At 63.7% G+C, this 16,228-nt stretch carries 11 protein-coding genes; 5 read left to right on the top strand and 6 right to left on the bottom strand.

Annotated elements, in window-relative coordinates:
- Window position 1 precedes the first annotated feature (1 nt).
- The 4 genes from rbbA to ACI3EV_RS06340 form a co-directional block, all read right to left on the bottom strand.
- The gene (rbbA, locus tag ACI3EV_RS06325) at window positions 2-2,752 is read right to left on the bottom strand and encodes a ribosome-associated ATPase/putative transporter RbbA (RefSeq protein ID WP_337691085.1); all 2,751 of its coding nucleotides are present in this window, start codon (window positions 2,750-2,752) and stop codon (window positions 2-4) included.
- On the bottom strand, window positions 2,749-3,828 hold the full coding sequence (locus ACI3EV_RS06330; RefSeq protein WP_337691087.1) for an HlyD family efflux transporter periplasmic adaptor subunit: 1,080 nt from the start codon (window positions 3,826-3,828) through the stop codon (window positions 2,749-2,751). The genes rbbA and ACI3EV_RS06330 overlap by 4 nt, the downstream gene beginning before the upstream one ends.
- A 29-nt stretch (window positions 3,829-3,857) precedes the next feature.
- Window positions 3,858-5,285 (bottom strand): efflux transporter outer membrane subunit, encoded by a 1,428-nt coding sequence (locus ACI3EV_RS06335; protein WP_337691089.1) that lies wholly within the window; start codon window positions 5,283-5,285, stop codon window positions 3,858-3,860.
- Window positions 5,286-5,452: 167 nt separating this feature from the next.
- Window positions 5,453-5,983, bottom strand: a complete 531-nt coding sequence (locus tag ACI3EV_RS06340) for an acyloxyacyl hydrolase (protein ID WP_405197974.1) — start codon at window positions 5,981-5,983, stop codon at window positions 5,453-5,455.
- Window positions 5,984-6,393: 410 nt separating this feature from the next.
- On the opposite strand from ACI3EV_RS06340, the gene ACI3EV_RS06345 reads away from it, so the two are divergent.
- The 4 genes from ACI3EV_RS06345 to ACI3EV_RS06360 all read left to right on the top strand — a co-directional run bounded on the left by ACI3EV_RS06345 (window position 6,394) and on the right by ACI3EV_RS06360 (window position 12,812).
- Window positions 6,394-7,455, top strand: a complete 1,062-nt coding sequence (locus tag ACI3EV_RS06345) for an AraC family transcriptional regulator ligand-binding domain-containing protein (RefSeq protein ID WP_337691093.1) — start codon at window positions 6,394-6,396, stop codon at window positions 7,453-7,455.
- A 259-nt stretch (window positions 7,456-7,714) separates the two neighbouring features.
- The gene (locus ACI3EV_RS06350) at window positions 7,715-9,634 is read left to right on the top strand and encodes a DEAD/DEAH box helicase (protein ID WP_329771227.1); all 1,920 of its coding nucleotides are present in this window, start codon (window positions 7,715-7,717) and stop codon (window positions 9,632-9,634) included.
- A 175-nt stretch (window positions 9,635-9,809) separates the two neighbouring features.
- Window positions 9,810-12,164 (top strand): UvrD-helicase domain-containing protein, encoded by a 2,355-nt coding sequence (locus ACI3EV_RS06355; RefSeq protein WP_337691095.1) that lies wholly within the window; start codon window positions 9,810-9,812, stop codon window positions 12,162-12,164.
- Between the two features lie 78 nt (window positions 12,165-12,242).
- Window positions 12,243-12,812 carry a copper resistance protein NlpE gene (locus tag ACI3EV_RS06360; protein ID WP_329771224.1) on the top strand — a complete coding sequence of 190 codons (570 nt, stop codon included), beginning with the start codon at window positions 12,243-12,245 and terminating at the stop codon, window positions 12,810-12,812.
- A gap of 17 nt (window positions 12,813-12,829) precedes the next feature.
- Here the strand turns inward: ACI3EV_RS06360 and ACI3EV_RS06365 are convergent, their stop codons facing one another.
- Window positions 12,830-13,894, bottom strand: coding sequence for a quinone-dependent dihydroorotate dehydrogenase (locus tag ACI3EV_RS06365; RefSeq protein WP_329771223.1), 1,065 nt, complete (start codon window positions 13,892-13,894; stop codon window positions 12,830-12,832).
- 79 nt (window positions 13,895-13,973) lie between these two features.
- Here ACI3EV_RS06365 and rpiA point away from each other — a divergent pair, with 79 nt between their 5' ends.
- On the top strand, window positions 13,974-14,645 hold the full coding sequence (gene rpiA / locus ACI3EV_RS06370) for a ribose-5-phosphate isomerase RpiA (protein ID WP_329771222.1): 672 nt from the start codon (window positions 13,974-13,976) through the stop codon (window positions 14,643-14,645).
- A gap of 68 nt (window positions 14,646-14,713) precedes the next feature.
- Here rpiA and gdhA read toward each other — a convergent pair whose 3' ends face one another.
- On the bottom strand, window positions 14,714-16,075 hold the full coding sequence (gene gdhA / locus ACI3EV_RS06375) for an NADP-specific glutamate dehydrogenase (RefSeq protein WP_329771221.1): 1,362 nt from the start codon (window positions 16,073-16,075) through the stop codon (window positions 14,714-14,716).
- Window positions 16,076-16,228: the final 153 nt, after the last annotated feature.

The following is a 16,228-nucleotide window of genomic DNA, read 5'->3' on the forward strand; positions in this document are numbered from 1 at the left end:
CTCAGTGCTCCTGCTTTTTCAGCAACAGGATAGACACCAGCAGGATCAGTGGTGCCCAGATCACGAGCGGCCAGAAGGACGATGTCAGGTCGGTGAAATCCAGCGCCTTGCCGAATACGCCTCGGCTGATCAGCAGCATATAGGTGGCTGGATGGCTTTCGCCAATCAGGCGGCCAGCACCTTCCAGCGAGCTGACCGGGGTCATCAGTCCGGAGAAGTTGACGGCCGGCAGCATGGTCACCAGCATGGTGATGAAAATCGCGGCAATCTGGGAGCGTGTGAAGATGGAGGCAAACAGGCCCAGGCCGGTCGAGAAGATCACGAACAGCAGGGTGGCCAGTGCCAGCGTCAGGAAGCTGCCCTTGATTGGCACGTCAAACAGCGTCACCGCCATCAGCGCCATCAGCAGGAAGCTGACCATGCCCATCACGATATAGGGCAGCTGCTTGCCCAGCAGGAACTCGGTACGCGTGACCGGGGTCACGTACAGGTTCATGATCGAGCCCATCTCCTTTTCGCGCACGACCGAGAGCGCAGCGAGCATGGCCGGAATCATCAGCAGCATCAGCGGCATGACGGCTGGCACCATGGCCGGCAGGCTTTTCACGTCCGGGTTGTAGCGGAAGCGCGTTTCTACCTGAATCGTCGATTGTGGCGCACGGCCCAGGCGCTCGGTGCTGAGCTGGGTCAGCCACTGCTGGTGCATGCCCAGCACATAGCCCTGGATGGTTTCGGCGCGCTGCGGAATCGCGCCATCGATCCAGACCGCGATGCTGACCGGCTGGCCGCGCTGCAGGTCGCGCGAGAAGCCGGACGGAATTTCCAGCGCCATGGTGATCTGGTTGGCGCGCATCGCCTGGTCCAGTTGCCGGTAATCCTGCAGCGGCGGCATTTCCTCGAAATAGCGCGAGCCGGACAGGTTGTTGACATAGTTCTGGCTCAGCACGGTCTGATCCCGATCGAGCACGGCAAATCGCAGGTCTTCCACATCCATGGTGATGCCGTAGCCAATGATGACCATCAGCAGCAGGCTGCCAAACAGTGCCATGATGCCGCGTACCGGATCGCGCTGCAGCTCCAGCGATTCGCGCAGGGCATAGCTGAACAGGCGGCGTAGGCTGAAGCTGCGCTGCGGACGGGGCTTGCCGCTGGCAGGTGGCGTTGCGGTCGGGACGACGTCGCTTGTCGCTGCAGGTGCCGGACTGCCGCTGTCGGCACCGGCTTCAAGCAGGTAGCCGATAAACGCATCTTCCAGTGAGGCGGCACCACGTTTTTCTACCAGCCGCGCCGGCACGTCACTGTCCAGTACCTTGCCGGCATGCATCATCGACATGCGGTCACAGCGCTCTGCCTCGTTCATGAAGTGGGTGGAGATGAAGATGGTGACGCGATCCTGGCGCGACAGGCTGACCAGCAGCTCCCAGAAGTTGTCGCGCGCAATCGGGTCCACGCCCGAGGTTGGCTCGTCCAGAATCAGTAGTTCCGGGTTATGCACCAGCGCCACTGCCAGCGACAGGCGCTGGCGCATGCCCATCGGCAGGCTGTCGGGCAGGGCGTCCACGACATCGAGCAGCTGGAAGCGTGCCAGTTTTTCCTGCACGCGCGCCGGAATCTCGTCTTCCGGCACCTGGAACAGGCGTGCGTGCAGCACCATGTTCTGCATCACGGTCAGCTCGCCATAGAGCGAAAACGATTGCGACATGTAGCCGACGCGGCGGCGGATGGCCAGGTCACGCGCGTTGACCGCATCACCAAAAATCCAGGCCTGGCCTTCACTGGCATCCAGCAGGCCGGTCAGCATTTTCATGGTGGTGGTCTTGCCGCAGCCGTTGGAGCCGAGAAAGCCGAAGATCTCGCCGCGCCGGATGCGGAAGTTCACATGATCGACCGCGGTGAAATCGCCAAAGCGCATGGTCAGGTCTTTCGCTTCAATCGCGATCTCGTCCTGGCCGTCCTCGGGCAGCGGCGGAATCACCACTTCGCGATGGCCCTGGCGCTTGTCTTCTGGCATCAGCTGGATAAAGGCGGCCTCCAGATTGTCCGTGTCCGTGCGCTGCAGCAGTTCCTGCGGTGTGCCGGTCGCCAGCACGCGGCCCTCGTCCATGGCCACCAGCCAGTCGAAGCGGCTGGCCTCATCCATATAGGCTGTGGCCACCAGCACGCTCATGTCCTGGCCACCGGCGCGGATGGTATCGATAAGGTCCCAGAACTGGCGGCGCGCCAGCGGGTCCACGCCGGTCGTCGGCTCGTCCAGGATCAGCAGGCGCGGATCGTGGATCAGCGCGCAGCACAGGCCGAGCTTCTGCTTCATGCCGCCCGACAGCTTGCCGGCCGGCCGCTGCAGGAACTGGTAGAGGCCGGTGGCCTGCGTCAGCTGGTCGACGCGGCGGCGCCGTTCGGCTTCACCATGGCCGAACAGGCGGCCAAAGAACTGCAGGTTTTCTTCTACCGACAGCGTCGGATAGAGGTTTTTGCCCAGGCCTTGCGGCATGTAGGCGATGTCCGGGCAGACCTGGTTGCGATGGCGCTGGCTGGCCATGTCGCCGCCCAGCACTTGCACCGAGCCGTCCTGGATGGCACGGGCGCCGGCGATCAGTGCCAACAGGCTGGACTTGCCCACGCCGTCCGGCCCGATCAGGCCGATCATGCGGCCGGCGGGAAATTCCAGGCTGATGCCGTCGAGCGCCAGCGTGTCCTTGTAGCGCAGGCTGACCTGCTCCAGCGTGATGACGGAACGGTCCGATCCGCTCATGGCCGGGTCTTGGGTGTCAGCGAAGCTGGCCATTCAGCCTGCGGATCCAGCTTGATCCAGGCGACGCCGGGCAGGCCGATCTTGACCTGTTGCGGATACTGTTGCAGCAGCTCAGGCGCAATCTGCGCCTTGACGCGGAACATCAGCTTCTGGCGCTCGCTTTCGGTTTCTACCGTCTTGGGCGTGAACTGGGCCGAGCTGGCGACAAAACTGATCTTTGCCGGCACCGGGTAATCGGGTGCCGCATCCAGCACGATACGCGCCTCGCTGCCAATCGCCACGCGGCCGGCGACCTGCTCCGGGATGAAGAAGGTCATGTAGACATCGTTCAGGTCGATCATGTTGAGTGCGGGCGAACCGGCCCCGAGCACCTCGTTCGGCTGCACGATGCGGTATTGCACGCGGGCATCGCGCGGCGCCACCAGCACGCTGTCTTCGACCTCGGTCTCGATGCGCTTCATGGTGGCAGCGGCGGCATCGACGGCCGACCTGGCACTGTCGATCTGGGTGCGCGAGGCCACGGTAGCGGCCTGGGCTGCCACCTGGCGCGCCTTGGCGGCATTCACCTGCGCCTGCGCCGCTTTCACGCGCGCGCGGTCGTCATCCAGTTCCTGCATCGAGGATGCGCCTTCACGCGCCAGCACTTCGGTACGGCGCAGCTTGCGCCGGGCGGCATCCAGATCGCTTTCGGCGCTGACCACGGCGGCACGCGCGGCGGCCTCGTCACTGCTGCGCTGCGAGGACATCGCCTGGGCATTGCTGACACCGGTCACCGCCTGCTGGTGGTAGGCGCGTGCCTCATCCAGCTGGGCGTTGAGTGAAGCGATATCCATGCGCACCAGCGGCTGGCCGGCCTTGACAAAATCGCCTTCGTTCACCAGCACTTCGGTGACGCGGCCCGGCAGCTTGCTGCTGGCATTGAGCTCGGTCGCCTCGATGCGGCCATTGCCGCTGACAAAGCCTTCGCCCGGGCCTTGCGGCTGGCTGGAATGCCAGAGGTAGTAGGCGGCAGCTGCCGCAGCCAGCGCCAGGCCGGCGATGATCAGGGTCTTCTTGTGCTTGGCTTGCAGTTTCATGTCGTGGAGGTCAATTCAGGCTGGATAGGTCAGGGCTGGGGCGTGCTGCCCATGGCACCGCCACCGAGGGCGGCAAACAGCTGGATCTGCGCGGCCAGCAGCTGGCGCTGCGTCACCACATGCTCCTGCTCGGCCTGCAGCAGGCTGCGATCGGCATCGAGCACTTCCAGGTAGCTCACGGCACCGCTGTCGTAGCGCATGCGCACCAGCCGTGCACGCTGGCGCTGCGCCTGCAGGCCTTGCGTCTGCGTTGCCAGCTGGCGTTGCAGCCAATGGCGTGCGCTCAGCGCGTCGGACACATCGCGGAAGGCGGATTGCACGGTTTTTTCGTAATGGGCTACCGCCATGTCGGCGCGTACTTCGGCCAGGTTCAGGTTGTTGCGCAGCCGGCCAGCGGTAAAGATCGGCAGCGTGATGCTGGGCATGAAGCTCCAGGTCCGGCTGCCGCCCTGGAACAGGCCATCGAGCTCATTGCTGGCGGTACCGAACATGCCGGTCAGTGAAATGCTCGGGAAGAAGGCTGCACGCGCCGCGCCAATCTGCGCCTGTGCCGCCGCCAGCTGGTGCTCCGCGGCGATGATGTCCGGGCGCTGTGTCAGCAGGGCGGAGGGCAGGCCGGCAGCCACCGGGCGCAACTTCAGTTGACGATCCAGCAGGCCGGTGCGCGGTGTCAGGTCCACTGGACCACCGCCCAGCAAGGCCAGCGCATGACCGTTGCGCTCACGCGCCTGCTCCAGTTGCTCCAGCAAGGCCTGTGCCTGCGTCAGCAGCGTGCGCACCTGGGTCAGTTCCAGCAGCGAGCTGGCACCCACCTCGTAGCGGCGCGTATAGATGCGGTTCGATTCCTGGCGCGTGCTGACCGATTGCCGTGCGATCTCGATGCGCTGGTCATACTCGCGCTGCAGCAGCCAGGTATTAGCTACTTCGGCCACCAGGCTGATACGCAGGGCGCGCTGGGCGGCATCGGTAGCCAGGTAGTTTTGCAGCGCGGCATCGCTCAGGTGGCGGATGCGGCCCCAGAAATCGATTTCCCAGCTGGCCACGCCCAGGCCGACGCTGTAGCTGCCAGCGACCATCGCTTGCTGGCTGGGCGACAGGCTGGCCGGGGTGCGGCCGCGCTGGCCATCGGCCATCACGCCCACGCTGGGGATCTGTTCTGAGCGCTGGATGCCGTAAAGCGCCTGCGCTTCTTGCACGCGCAGCACGGCGGTGCGCAGGTCACGGTTGTTGTCCAGCGCCTGTTCGATCAGGGCCTGCAGTCCGGGATCGGTAAACACATCGCGCCAGCCGCTATCGCTCTGGATAACGGCAGCAGAACCGCCAGCGCTGTGCGCATAGCTGGCCGGGAGAAGATCGCTGGCAGGCTGCTGCTGACCGGCGGGCGTGGTGCAGGCCGCCAGCAGACTCAGCGGTAGCAGCGCCAGCGCGGCGCGTTGAAGCAGGGTGACAGGCACCATCAAGGGATTTTCCTGTGGGGAAGCGGCCCGCCGCATGGCTAGTCAGGCCGTCGTGGAGAAAAGCCCATTGTAGGCGCAGGATTAGCCAGGCGTCCGCCAGAAGGCAACAAGGCAGTGCCGCACTGCGACACTGCCTTGTCTGAAAGTCCGATGACTGCAGGCCGGGTTCAGAACTTGCGCTGGTAGTACAGCAGGCCAAACTCCACGCCATCGTTCGGTTTCTTGATGCCGGCGTTGGAGATGTGCACGCCACGCAGGCCGACCGTATTCAGCTGTTTCGGACCCCACTGGTAACCCACGCCCAGCATGTCGGAGAACTGGAAGGCGGTCGACATATTCGTATCGGACGACAGGCTGGTGTCGGAAATCAGGCGCACGCCGATCGAGCCTTCGACAAACAGGCGCTTGCCATGGTCACCCAGCGGGCGGATCATGCGCAGCACCGGCGAGTAGCCAAATTCGACGATATGGTTGCCGTGTCTGGGGTCCCAGAGGCCCAGCTCGATCTCATGGCGCAGGCCCAGATGCCATGTGTCGCCTTGCCACAGCGGCTGTTCACGATCCCAGCCGGCGATGATGCTGGCCTTGGTCGTGTGGTCGGTGCCGCGGCCAGCAGTGATGCCCAAGTCGGTGGCCAGTACCTGGCTGCCAGTGGCCAGCAGCAAGCTGGCAAGGCCGATGCTGGGCAGGGCGGACAAGGAGGAGCGGAGAGAGTGGAATGCAGGCATGAAAATCACAGGATCAAGAGAAAAATGCAAGCGCTATCTTGGCATTGATGGACGCACATACGATGGGCACACAACAATTTCGCCCTCACGGATATGGTCATATCAACAGCCAGTTGCAGATTCGGGCGGATTGCTGGCAAGACGCCGACGGAGCCTCCAAGGTAAGGCAGCAAGCATCTGCCGTGCGGCCAGTATCTGGCGCATTTGCGACAGAAAAGTGTCCTGTTGCGACGGATTGGCGCATCGGGACTACAAAATTCCTGTTTCGGCTTAATCTGTCAGGCTTGTGCTTTTTGTACCAGCAGAAAGCGTGTGGATGCCGAACGTCTTGTGCCGTTCCTGGCGGCCAGCTTCCCCGTTCCACTCATCGAACTCGACCCATGCAAAACTTCACCGTCGCGGCATCGCTGGCCTATCTGCTGATCGACATGCTGCCGGTCGAAGCCCGGAACCTGGATCAGCTGTGCCAGCAGGCCGGTATACGCCGTGAAGACCTGGATCACCCGGACAAGCGCATGCCCAAGCCGGCGTTCATGAAGCTGGCCGTGCACATCGCCGCACAGCTGGATGATGAAGAACTGGCCTTGCTGACCTACCAGAACATCCACCCGGGCACGCTGCAAATCGTCGGCTACCTGATGCTGAGCAGCAACAGCATGCTGCAGGCCTTGCAAAAGCTGCAACATTACGCACCCCTGCTGGATGAAAGCCTGGAGGTGGAGTTGCGGCGCGAAGCCCAGGGCTACCGCTTGTCCCTGCACCCGCGTGACAACAGTGCCATGCCACGCATCCTCATGGATGCAGAACTGATGACGCTGTTTGGTTTTTTGACCCAGCTGCGCAATGGCCGGCCCTTGCTGGTGCATGAACTCACGCTGACATACACCGATCCGGGCGTTGAGCTGCTGCGCTGGATCGAGATGCAGCAGATCCGTCTGTTGTGCGGTGCCGACCGGATTTCCATGTTGCTCGATGCACAACAGCTGGAAGAAGAAGGCCTGCCGGTTTCGCCGATGCTGGCCGAGGTACACCAGCGTCTGGCCGACTACCAGCTGGAAGAGCTGCGCGCCAACTACCCGGTCTATCTGCGCGTGCGCCAGTTGATCATCGAACGGCTGGAACAGCGTGCGCCCACCATCGAGGAAATTGCCGAAGCGCTGCACATGACGCCGCGCAGCCTGCAGCGTGCCTTGCAGACCGAGGGTTACCAGTACCGCCAGTTGCTTTCGGATGCGCGCCAGGAAATGGCCAGATTGCTGCTGTGCCACACCGGTTACCCGATCAAGGAAGTGGCGTTCCGGCTCGGCTTTCGCGAGCTGAGCAGCTTTCACCGCTTCTGCATGCGCTGGTTTGGTGCCACGCCGCTGCAGCTGCGCCGCGAGGGCAAGGGCGGTGCCCAGTGCTGGCCTGCACATGGTGCTGGCCAGCCGGATGTGCGCTGAAACAACATATCGCTTGGTAAAAACCCGGATGTGTACGATAATAGCGCGATCCCAAGGGGGCGATGGTTGCCAGCAGACAGGCAACGGATTGCAAGCTAGGCCCCCAATCGCGTACATCTCCCATCTCACACCCGGCGTGCGCTTGCATGTCCCTCCCGCATGTTTCTGTCATGCGGTGAATGAACGTCAGACGGTGGATGCACATGTCCTACCCTGACGATGCGCAGCCCTGCGGGCTGGCGCACGTGTGAGATATTCAATGCATCAAGAAGCCTCCCTGGCTGGCGCAGCTGCGCAGCCGCAATCCTCCGTTGCCGAACTACAACTGCCGGGCAACCCGATTCCCGATCCCCATCTGCACGCTGAACTGCAGGCCGACGCGCTGCTGCCGGTCGAAGACGACCAGCCCAACGGTTTTGTCGAACTGAAGCTGGCCGAGCCGCTAGTGCAGGCTTGCCTCGACCTGGGCTACACCCAGCCGACCGTAGTGCAGTCCCAGGCGATTCCGCTGGCGCTGAACGAAGGTTCCAGCTCCTTCATCGACCTGATGGTGTCCAGCCAGACCGGTAGCGGCAAGACCGCCGCCTTCCTGCTGCCGGTGCTGCATACGCTGCTGGAGCAGCGTGAAGCCGCCGAAGAGGAAGAACGCATCGAATGGCAGCGCAAGCTCGACGAAGCTGCCGCCAACGGCGAGCCGACCCCCAAGCGTCCGCGCCGCAAGAACCCGACCGACCGTCGCCATTTCAAGGCCGCCGAGCCCGGCGCACTGGTGCTGTGCCCGACGCGCGAACTGGCGCAACAGGTCGCCCATGACGCGATTGACCTGGTCAAGCATTGCAAGGGCCTGCGCATTGCCCACGTGGTGGGTGGCATGCCTTACGCGATCCAGATCGCCCGCCTGCAGAACGCGGACCTGGTGGTAGCCACCCCGGGCCGCCTGCTGGACCTGCAGCGCAGCATGCAGATCAAGCTGGAAAAAGTGCAGTTCCTGGTGGTGGACGAAGCCGACCGCATGCTGGACCTGGGCTTTGCCGAAGACCTGGCCGAAATCCACGCCCTGACCGCCGAGCGCCGCCAGACCATGATGTTCAGCGCCACGTTTGCGCCGCGCATCCAGCAGCTGGCTACCCGCGTCATGCGCGAGCCGCAGAAGATCCAGATCGACACGCCGCAGCAGAAGCACAGCCAGATCGAGCAGAAGCTCTACTGGGCTGACAACTTCGCGCACAAGCGTGCCATGCTGGACCATTGGCTGCGTGATCCCGCCATCGAGCAGGCGATCGTGTTTGCCAGCACCCAGATCGAATGTGACGGCCTGGCCGAAGACCTGCAACAGGCTGGTTTCGCTGCTGTTGCACTGCACGGCGCCCTGAGCCAGGGCCTGCGCAACCGCCGCCTGCAGGCGCTGCGCCAGGGCAAGATCCAGTTCCTGGTGGCAACTGACGTGGCCGCACGCGGTATCGACGTGCCCAGCATCACCCACGTGTTCAACTTCGGCCTGCCGATGAAGGCCGAGGACTATACGCACCGCATTGGCCGTACCGGCCGTGCCGGCCGCAGCGGTATCGCTGTCAGCTTTGCCGAATTCCGCGACCGTTTCCGCATCTGGGACATCGAGGAATTCACCCAGCAGCCGCTGATGACGGCCGTGATCCCGGGCATGGAGCCCGAGCAGCGCGCGCCCACGCGTCACCCGCCCAAGGGCAAGGGTCGCGCCGGTGGCCCGGGCCATGGCGGCCGCGGCGGCAAGCGCTCCTTTGGTGGTGGTCGCGAACGTGGCGGCTTTGGCCAGGACAACCGTTTCGGCGGCGGCGATCGTGGTGGCTTCCGCCAGGAGCGTGGCGGTTTCGGTGGCGAGCGCGAGTTTGCCCAGGACCGTCAGGAACGTGGTTTCCAGCAGCGTGATCGCGGCTTTGGCAATGACCGTGGCTTCCAGCAGGATCGAGGTGATCGCGGTTTCCAGCAGCGCGAGCGTGGCTTCGGCCAGGGTCAGGAGCGTGGTTTTGGCGGCGGCTTCGGTGATGCACCGGCACGCAAGCCGCGTCCGGCAACCGCTGGTCACGCCGGTGGCCGTCGCGGTGGTGATACCGCCACGCGTGAAGGCCGTCCGGCCCACGGCGAATGGCGCAAGCCGGCCGGTGGCCCGCGTCGCGGCAACGGTGGCGGCAACCGCTACTGATCTGCTGCCAACAGGCCGTCAACGGATAGCCTGATCCCGATCTGACAAGAGCCGGTCACTGCAAGGTGACCGGCTTTTTTTGCGCCTGCAGGGCAGGGCAGCGATGTCGCTGCCATCTGCATGGACAGCAGCTGCCAGGGCCGCATGACGAACGCTTTGTACCTACAATAGCGGGATGTCTTCCCTGTTCGACGATCTCTCCTCCTTTGCCCCGCCACCCACTGACGACAAGTTGCTGCACGGACTCAATCCCGAGCAGCGCCGTGCCGTCACCTTGCCCGATGAACACGCCCTGATCCTGGCCGGCGCTGGCTCCGGCAAGACGCGCGTGCTGACCACGCGTATCGCCTGGCTGCTGCAACAGCAGCGCGTTTCGCCCGGCGGCTTGATGGCGGTGACCTTTACCAACAAGGCGGCCAAGGAGATGAACGCGCGCCTGTCGGCGATGCTGCCGCTGAACGTGCGCGGCATGTGGATCGGCACTTTCCACGGCCTGTGCAACCGCTTTCTGCGCGCGCACTACCAGGTCGCCGGCCTGCCGCAGGGTTTCCAGATCCTCGATACGCAAGACCAGCTCTCCGCCATCAAGCGCCTCTACAAGCAGCATGGCGTATCGGATGACCAGTTTCCTGCCAAGCAGATGCAGTGGTTTATCAGCGGCTGCAAGGAAGAGGGCATGCGCCCCGGCGATGTTCCGGTGCACGATGGCGAAAGCCGCCGCAAGGCCGAGATCTACCAGCTCTACGAGGAACAGTGTCAGCGCGAAGGCGTGGTCGACTTTGGAGAGTTGATGCTGCGCAGCTACGAGATCCTGCGCGACTATCCGCTGGTGCGCCAGCACTACCAGCGCCGCTTCCGCCATATCCTGGTGGACGAATTCCAGGACACCAACCGCCTGCAATATCTCTGGCTCAAGCAGCTGGTATCGGACGGCAAGGAAGGCGTGCCGGCCAATGCCGTGCTGGCCGTGGGCGATGACGACCAGAGCATATACGCCTTCCGCGGTGCGCGCGTTGGCAACATGAACGATTTCGTTACCGAGCTCAAGGTGCAGCACCAGATCAAGCTGGAGCAGAACTACCGCAGCTACAGCAACATCCTGGACAGCGCCAACGTGCTGATCAGCCACAACAAGCGCCGCCTCGGCAAGAACCTGCGTACCGACCAGGGCGCAGGCGAGCCGGTGCGCGTGATGGAGCAGGCGAGTGACCTGTCCGAAGCGCGCTGGATCGTCGATGAAATCCGCCAGCTGGTGGCCGACGGCCGTTCGCGCAAGGAAATCGCGATTCTCTACCGTAGCAACGCGCAGAGCCGCGTGATCGAATCCACGCTGTTCAATGCCAGCATGCCGTACCGCGTCTACGGCGGCCTGCGCTTTTTCGAGCGCGCCGAGATCAAGCACGCGCTGGCCTATCTGCGCCTGCTGGACAACCCGCGCGACGACACCAGCTTCATGCGCGTGGTCAACTTCCCGGCGCGCGGCATTGGCGCGCGCACGCTGGAGCAACTGCAGGATGCGGCACGTGGCCAGCAAAGTGCCTTGACCGATGCGATAGCGCTGGTGCCTGGCAAGGCTGGTGCCAATCTGGCGTCCTTTGTCGCCAAGATCGACGCCATGCGCGAACAGTCGGCCGACCTGAGCCTGAAGCAGATCGTCGAGCTGGTGCTGGAGCACAGTGGCTTGCTGGAACATTATGGCAACGAGCGCGATGGCGCCGACCGCATCGAGAACCTGCAGGAACTGGTCAACGCCGCCGAGAGCTTCGTCAGCATCGAGGGCTTTGGCCGCGAAAGCGCCGGCCTGCAGCCGATGGACATGCGCCCGGTCGATGCCACCGTGGTCGAAGGGGAGGAGGCCGTGCTGCCCGATGGTGAAACCCTGTCGCCGCTGGCCGCCTTCCTGACCCACGCCGCACTCGAGGCCGGCGACAACCAGGCTCAGGCAGGCCAGGACGCGGTGCAGCTGATGACGGTGCACGCCGCCAAGGGCCTGGAGTTTGACGTGGTGTTCATCAGCGGCCTGGAAGAAGGCTTGTTCCCACATGAAAACGCCATGAACGATTTCGACGGCCTGGAAGAGGAACGCCGCCTGATGTATGTGGCCATCACGCGGGCGCGCCAGCGCCTCTACCTGAGCCATGCGCAAACGCGCATGCTGCACGGTCAGACGCGCTATCACATCCGCAGCCGCTTCCTCGACGAACTGCCCGAGGAGTGCCTGAAATGGATCACGCCGCAACGCAGCGGTTTTGCCGATGCCATGCCGGGCCGCTGGCGCCAGGACGGCGACGAGCAGTGGAACCAGGAGGTGCGCCAGTCGGTCGGCCTGCCGGCAGCCGAGATCCCGCGCAAGCAGGAAGATGGACATGGCCTGCGCAAGGGCATGCGCGTGTTCCACACCAAGTTTGGCGAAGGCGATGTGCTGCTGATTGAAGGCAGTGGCAGCGATGCCAAGACCAAGATCAATTTTCCGCGCCACGGGGTCAAGTGGCTGGCTCTGGCCGTGGCCAAGCTCACGCCGATCGCATGAATGGGCGGCCACGCTGCCCGCCAGATGTCACAATGGCAGCAAGACAACAGCTGTCAAAGTCGTAAAGGAGATTGCACCATGAGCCATGCCAAACGCACGCTGCGCACGGGATGGATGCTGGCCCTGGGTTCGCTCTGGCTGGCAGGATGTACCACGGTATCGCTGGATAACCCGGACTGGCCGCCCTTGCGTGGCGGCAGTGGCCCTGCGCCAGTCCTCAACCAGAGTACGCCGCAGGTGCCGCCTGCGCCGCGCACGCCAGACGCCGAGGTGGTGGTCACGCCGGTACAGGATATCCGCGTGGAGCCGATATCGCCCGCTGCACCCCAGCCCGCTGCCAACGACATCAGCTGGGTGGGACATTATTCTGGCAGCCTGCCGTGTACCGATTGTCCCGGCATCCGCACGCTGCTGTCACTGTACGAGGACGGCAGCTATATCCTGAGCATGAAGCGCGAAACCGTCAGTGCGCTGCCGGTGATCCAGCGCGGCCAGGCCAGCTGGAGCGCCGATCGCTCCATGCTGCAGCTGGACCGTGATGGCGAGTACCGCCGCTTTGCCTATCAGGCCGGCCAGTTGCAGCAGATCGATGCCGACGGCACGGCCATGGGCGAGCGCTATCGCTTGCGGCTGCGCCAGGACGACTGATTCCGGTCCGCCAGGCTTCAAGCCTGGTGCAGCGCCTCGGCCACTTCGCGCACCAGCGCTGAACCGCGATAGATCAGGCCGGTAAATACCTGCACCACGTCGGCGCCGGCAGCGCGCTTGGCACGCGCATCGGCGCCGCTCATGATGCCGCCGGCACCGATGATCGGAAAATCCGGGCCCAGTGCCGTGCGCAGCTCGCGGACCACATGGTTGCTCTTCTCGAACACCGGACGACCGCTCAGGCCACCGGCCTCATCGGCATGCGGCTGGCCCTGCACGGCTTCGCGGCTGATGGTGGTATTGGTGGCAATCACGCCCAGACGACCACCATGGCGGCCATCGGCGGTCATGCCGTAACGGCGCAGCGTGCTGGCAATCAGCGCAATCTGTTCCTGTTCCAGATCCGGTGCGATCTTGATGAACAGCGGCTTGTGCTTGCCATGTTGCTGCGCCAGTTGTTCGCGGCGCTCCATCAGCGTGTCGAGCAGCGCATCCAGCGCCTCGTCACTCTGCAGCGCGCGCAGGTTCTGCGTGTTCGGGCTGCTGATGTTGACGGTGACGTAATCGGCCCAGGGGTAGACGCCTTCCAGGCCGGCCAGATAGTCGTCCGCTGCCTGCTCGATCGGCGTGCTGGCATTCTTGCCAATGTTCAGGCCAAGCAGGCGCTTGCTGCCGGCCGGACGGGTGCGCTGCACATTGCGGATAAAGGCCTCCAGGCCATGGTTGTTGAAGCCCATGCGGTTGATTAGCGCCTCCGATTGCGGCAGGCGGAACATGCGCGGCTTGGGGTTGCCCGGCTGGCCCTTGGGTGTCACCGTGCCGACTTCGACAAAGCCGAAGCCCATGGCTTCCCAGGCGGCAATGCACTCGGCGTTCTTGTCCAGGCCAGCAGCCAGGCCGACGCGGTTCGGAAAACGCAGGCCACACAGCGTCACCGGATCATTGACAAAGGGCTGGGAGAAGGTGCAGCGCAGCGGCGTGTGCTGCAGGCGCGACAGGGAGCTGATGGTGAATTCATGGGCCGCTTCAGCGTCCATGCTGAACAGGGCCGCGCGCGACAGGGAGTAGGGAATCAGTGCCATGGAAGAACGATAATGTGCAGTTGTGCGATCAGCGTGATCGCATCTCCCTATTGTCCCAAATCCACGGCAGGAAACCCACATGACACAAGATGAACTCAAGACCCTGGTTGGCCAGGCGGCGCTGGCCTACGTCACACCCGGCACGATTGTCGGCGTCGGTACCGGCTCCACCGTCAACAAGTTCATCGATGCCCTGGCTGGTATGAAGGACCAGATCAAGGGCGCGGTCAGCAGTTCTCTGGCCTCGACACAGCGCCTGGAAGCGCTCGGCATTCCGGTGTTTTCGGCCAGCGAAGCCGGCGAACTCGATGTCTATATCGATGGTGCCGACGAGATCGATGGCCAGGGCTACATGATCAAGGGCGGCGGCGCGGCCCTGACGCGCGAAAAAATCGTCGCCGCGCAAAGCCGCCGTTTCATCTGCATTGCCGATGCCAGCAAGCGCGTCGCGGTGCTGGGCCAGTTTCCGTTGCCGGTCGAGATCATCCCGATGGCCACTGGCCGACTGGTCGAACGCTTTGCCGCCCTGGGTGGCCAGGCCACGGTGCGCGAAAAGGACGGTGCACCGCTGGTCACCGACAACGGCCAGCACATTCTGGACGTGCATGGCCTGCAGATCCGTGACCCGCTGGCTTTCGAGAGCGAAGTCAACCAGTGGCCTGGCGTGATCACCGTCGGTGTGTTTGCGCACCAGAAGGCGACGGTCTGCTTGCTCGGCACCGAACAGGGTGTGGAAACGCTGCAATACTGAGTATGGACGAAAAAAATCCCGTCCGGGATCAACTCCACGGACGGGATGGGTTCAGGCGCTGAACGAGATCAGATCACGCCTTGGCCCAGCATGGCGTCAGCCACTTTCACGAAGCCGGCGATGTTGGCGCCGTTCACGTAGTTGACGCGGCTGCGCGGTGCCGTGTTGCCGTTTTCCGCGCCGTGCTGCACGCAGCTGATATGGATATCCTTCATGATTTCCTGCAGGCGGGCATCCACTTCCGGCGCGCCCCAGTACAGGCGCTGCGCGCCCTGGGCCATTTCCAGGCCGGAGACGGCCACGCCACCGGCGTTGCTGGCCTTGCCCGGCGCATACAGCACGCCGGACTCCAGGAACACGTCGATCGCGTCCAGCGTGCTCGGCATGTTGGCACCTTCGGCCACGCAGCTCACGCCGTTCTTCACCAGCTCGCGCGCGTCGTCACCGCCCAGTTCGTTCTGGGTGGCGCAGGGCAGGGCGATATCGACCGGGATATGCCAGGGCTTCTTGCCGGCGTGGTATTCCAGGCCAAAGGCATCGGCAAACTCGGTCAGGCGGCCACGCTTGACGTTCTTCAGCTCCATCAGGGCCTGCAGCTTTTCCGGGTTGAAGCCGTCGGCATCGTAGACCGTGCCGTCAGAGTCGGAGCAGGTCACGACCTTGGCACCGTGGTGCATGGACTTCTCGATGGCGTACTGCGCCACGTTGCCGGAGCCGGAGACCGACACCGTCATGCCTTCCATGGACTTGCCGGCGTGGTTCAGCATGGCCTCGACGAAGTAGACCAGGCCGTAGCCGGTGGCTTCCGGGCGGATCAGGCTGCCGCCAAAGGACAGGCCACGGCCGGTGAAGACAGTACCGTTGATATTGGTCAGCTTCTTCATCATGCCGTTCATGTAACCGACTTCACGCGCACCTACGCCGATGTCGCCAGCCGGCACGTCGGTATCGGGGCCGATGTGGCGGTACAACTCGGAAATCAGCGCATGGCAGAAGCGCATCACTTCGGCATCGCTGCGGCCCTTGGGGTCGAAGTCGGAGCCGCCCTTGCCGCCGCCCATGGGCAGCGTGGTCAGCGCGTTCTTGAAGGTCTGCTCAAACGCCAGGAACTTCAGGATCGACAAGTTGACGGACGGGTGGAAGCGCATGCCGCCCTTGTACGGGCCGATGGCGTTGTTGTGCTGGATGCGGAAGGCACGGTTGACCTGCACCTGGCCCTGGTCGTCCATCCAGGTCACGCGGAACTGGATCACGCGCTCGGGTTCGCACAGGCGCTCCAGCAGGCCTTGCTGGCCATAGCGCGGGTTCTTTTCGATAAACGGCCACAGGCTGCCCAGCACTTCGTGGACGGCTTGCAGGAATTCCGGCTGCTGGGGGTCGCGCTTGCGGAGCTTGATCAGGAAATCGTCTAGGGATGCAATCTGTGCCATGGTCGTCAATCGAAAATGTGTAGGGACAAAAAAGCCGGCAGTTACATCCGGCCGGCGTCAGGGAGCCCTTGTGAGGTGTGTATGACCTGGTAAGGATACATCCGTAATTATAGGCATCCCTGTCGGCCATGAAACGTTGCAATGCAAGAAAAA

The sequence above is a fragment of the Allobrachymonas wangyanguii genome (assembly GCF_045055315.1).
GTDB lineage: Bacteria > Pseudomonadota > Gammaproteobacteria > Burkholderiales > Burkholderiaceae_C > Brachymonas > Brachymonas wangyanguii.

Bases quoted from the DNA above. Each gene is read 5' to 3' on its own strand.
- rbbA (WP_337691085.1), bottom strand. From the start codon at position 2,752: ATGAGCGGATCGGACCGTTCCGTCATCACGCTGGAGCAGGTCAGCCTG.
- ACI3EV_RS06330 (WP_337691087.1), bottom strand. From the start codon at position 3,828: ATGAAACTGCAAGCCAAGCACAAGAAGACCCTGATCATCGCCGGCCTG.
- ACI3EV_RS06335 (WP_337691089.1), bottom strand. From the start codon at position 5,285: ATGGTGCCTGTCACCCTGCTTCAACGCGCCGCGCTGGCGCTGCTACCG.
- ACI3EV_RS06345 (WP_337691093.1), top strand. From the start codon at position 6,394: ATGCAAAACTTCACCGTCGCGGCATCGCTGGCCTATCTGCTGATCGAC.
- ACI3EV_RS06350 (WP_329771227.1), top strand. From the start codon at position 7,715: ATGCATCAAGAAGCCTCCCTGGCTGGCGCAGCTGCGCAGCCGCAATCC.
- ACI3EV_RS06355 (WP_337691095.1), top strand. From the start codon at position 9,810: ATGTCTTCCCTGTTCGACGATCTCTCCTCCTTTGCCCCGCCACCCACT.
- ACI3EV_RS06360 (WP_329771224.1), top strand. From the start codon at position 12,243: ATGAGCCATGCCAAACGCACGCTGCGCACGGGATGGATGCTGGCCCTG.
- ACI3EV_RS06365 (WP_329771223.1), bottom strand. From the start codon at position 13,894: ATGGCACTGATTCCCTACTCCCTGTCGCGCGCGGCCCTGTTCAGCATG.
- rpiA (WP_329771222.1), top strand. From the start codon at position 13,974: ATGACACAAGATGAACTCAAGACCCTGGTTGGCCAGGCGGCGCTGGCC.
- gdhA (WP_329771221.1), bottom strand. From the start codon at position 16,075: ATGGCACAGATTGCATCCCTAGACGATTTCCTGATCAAGCTCCGCAAG.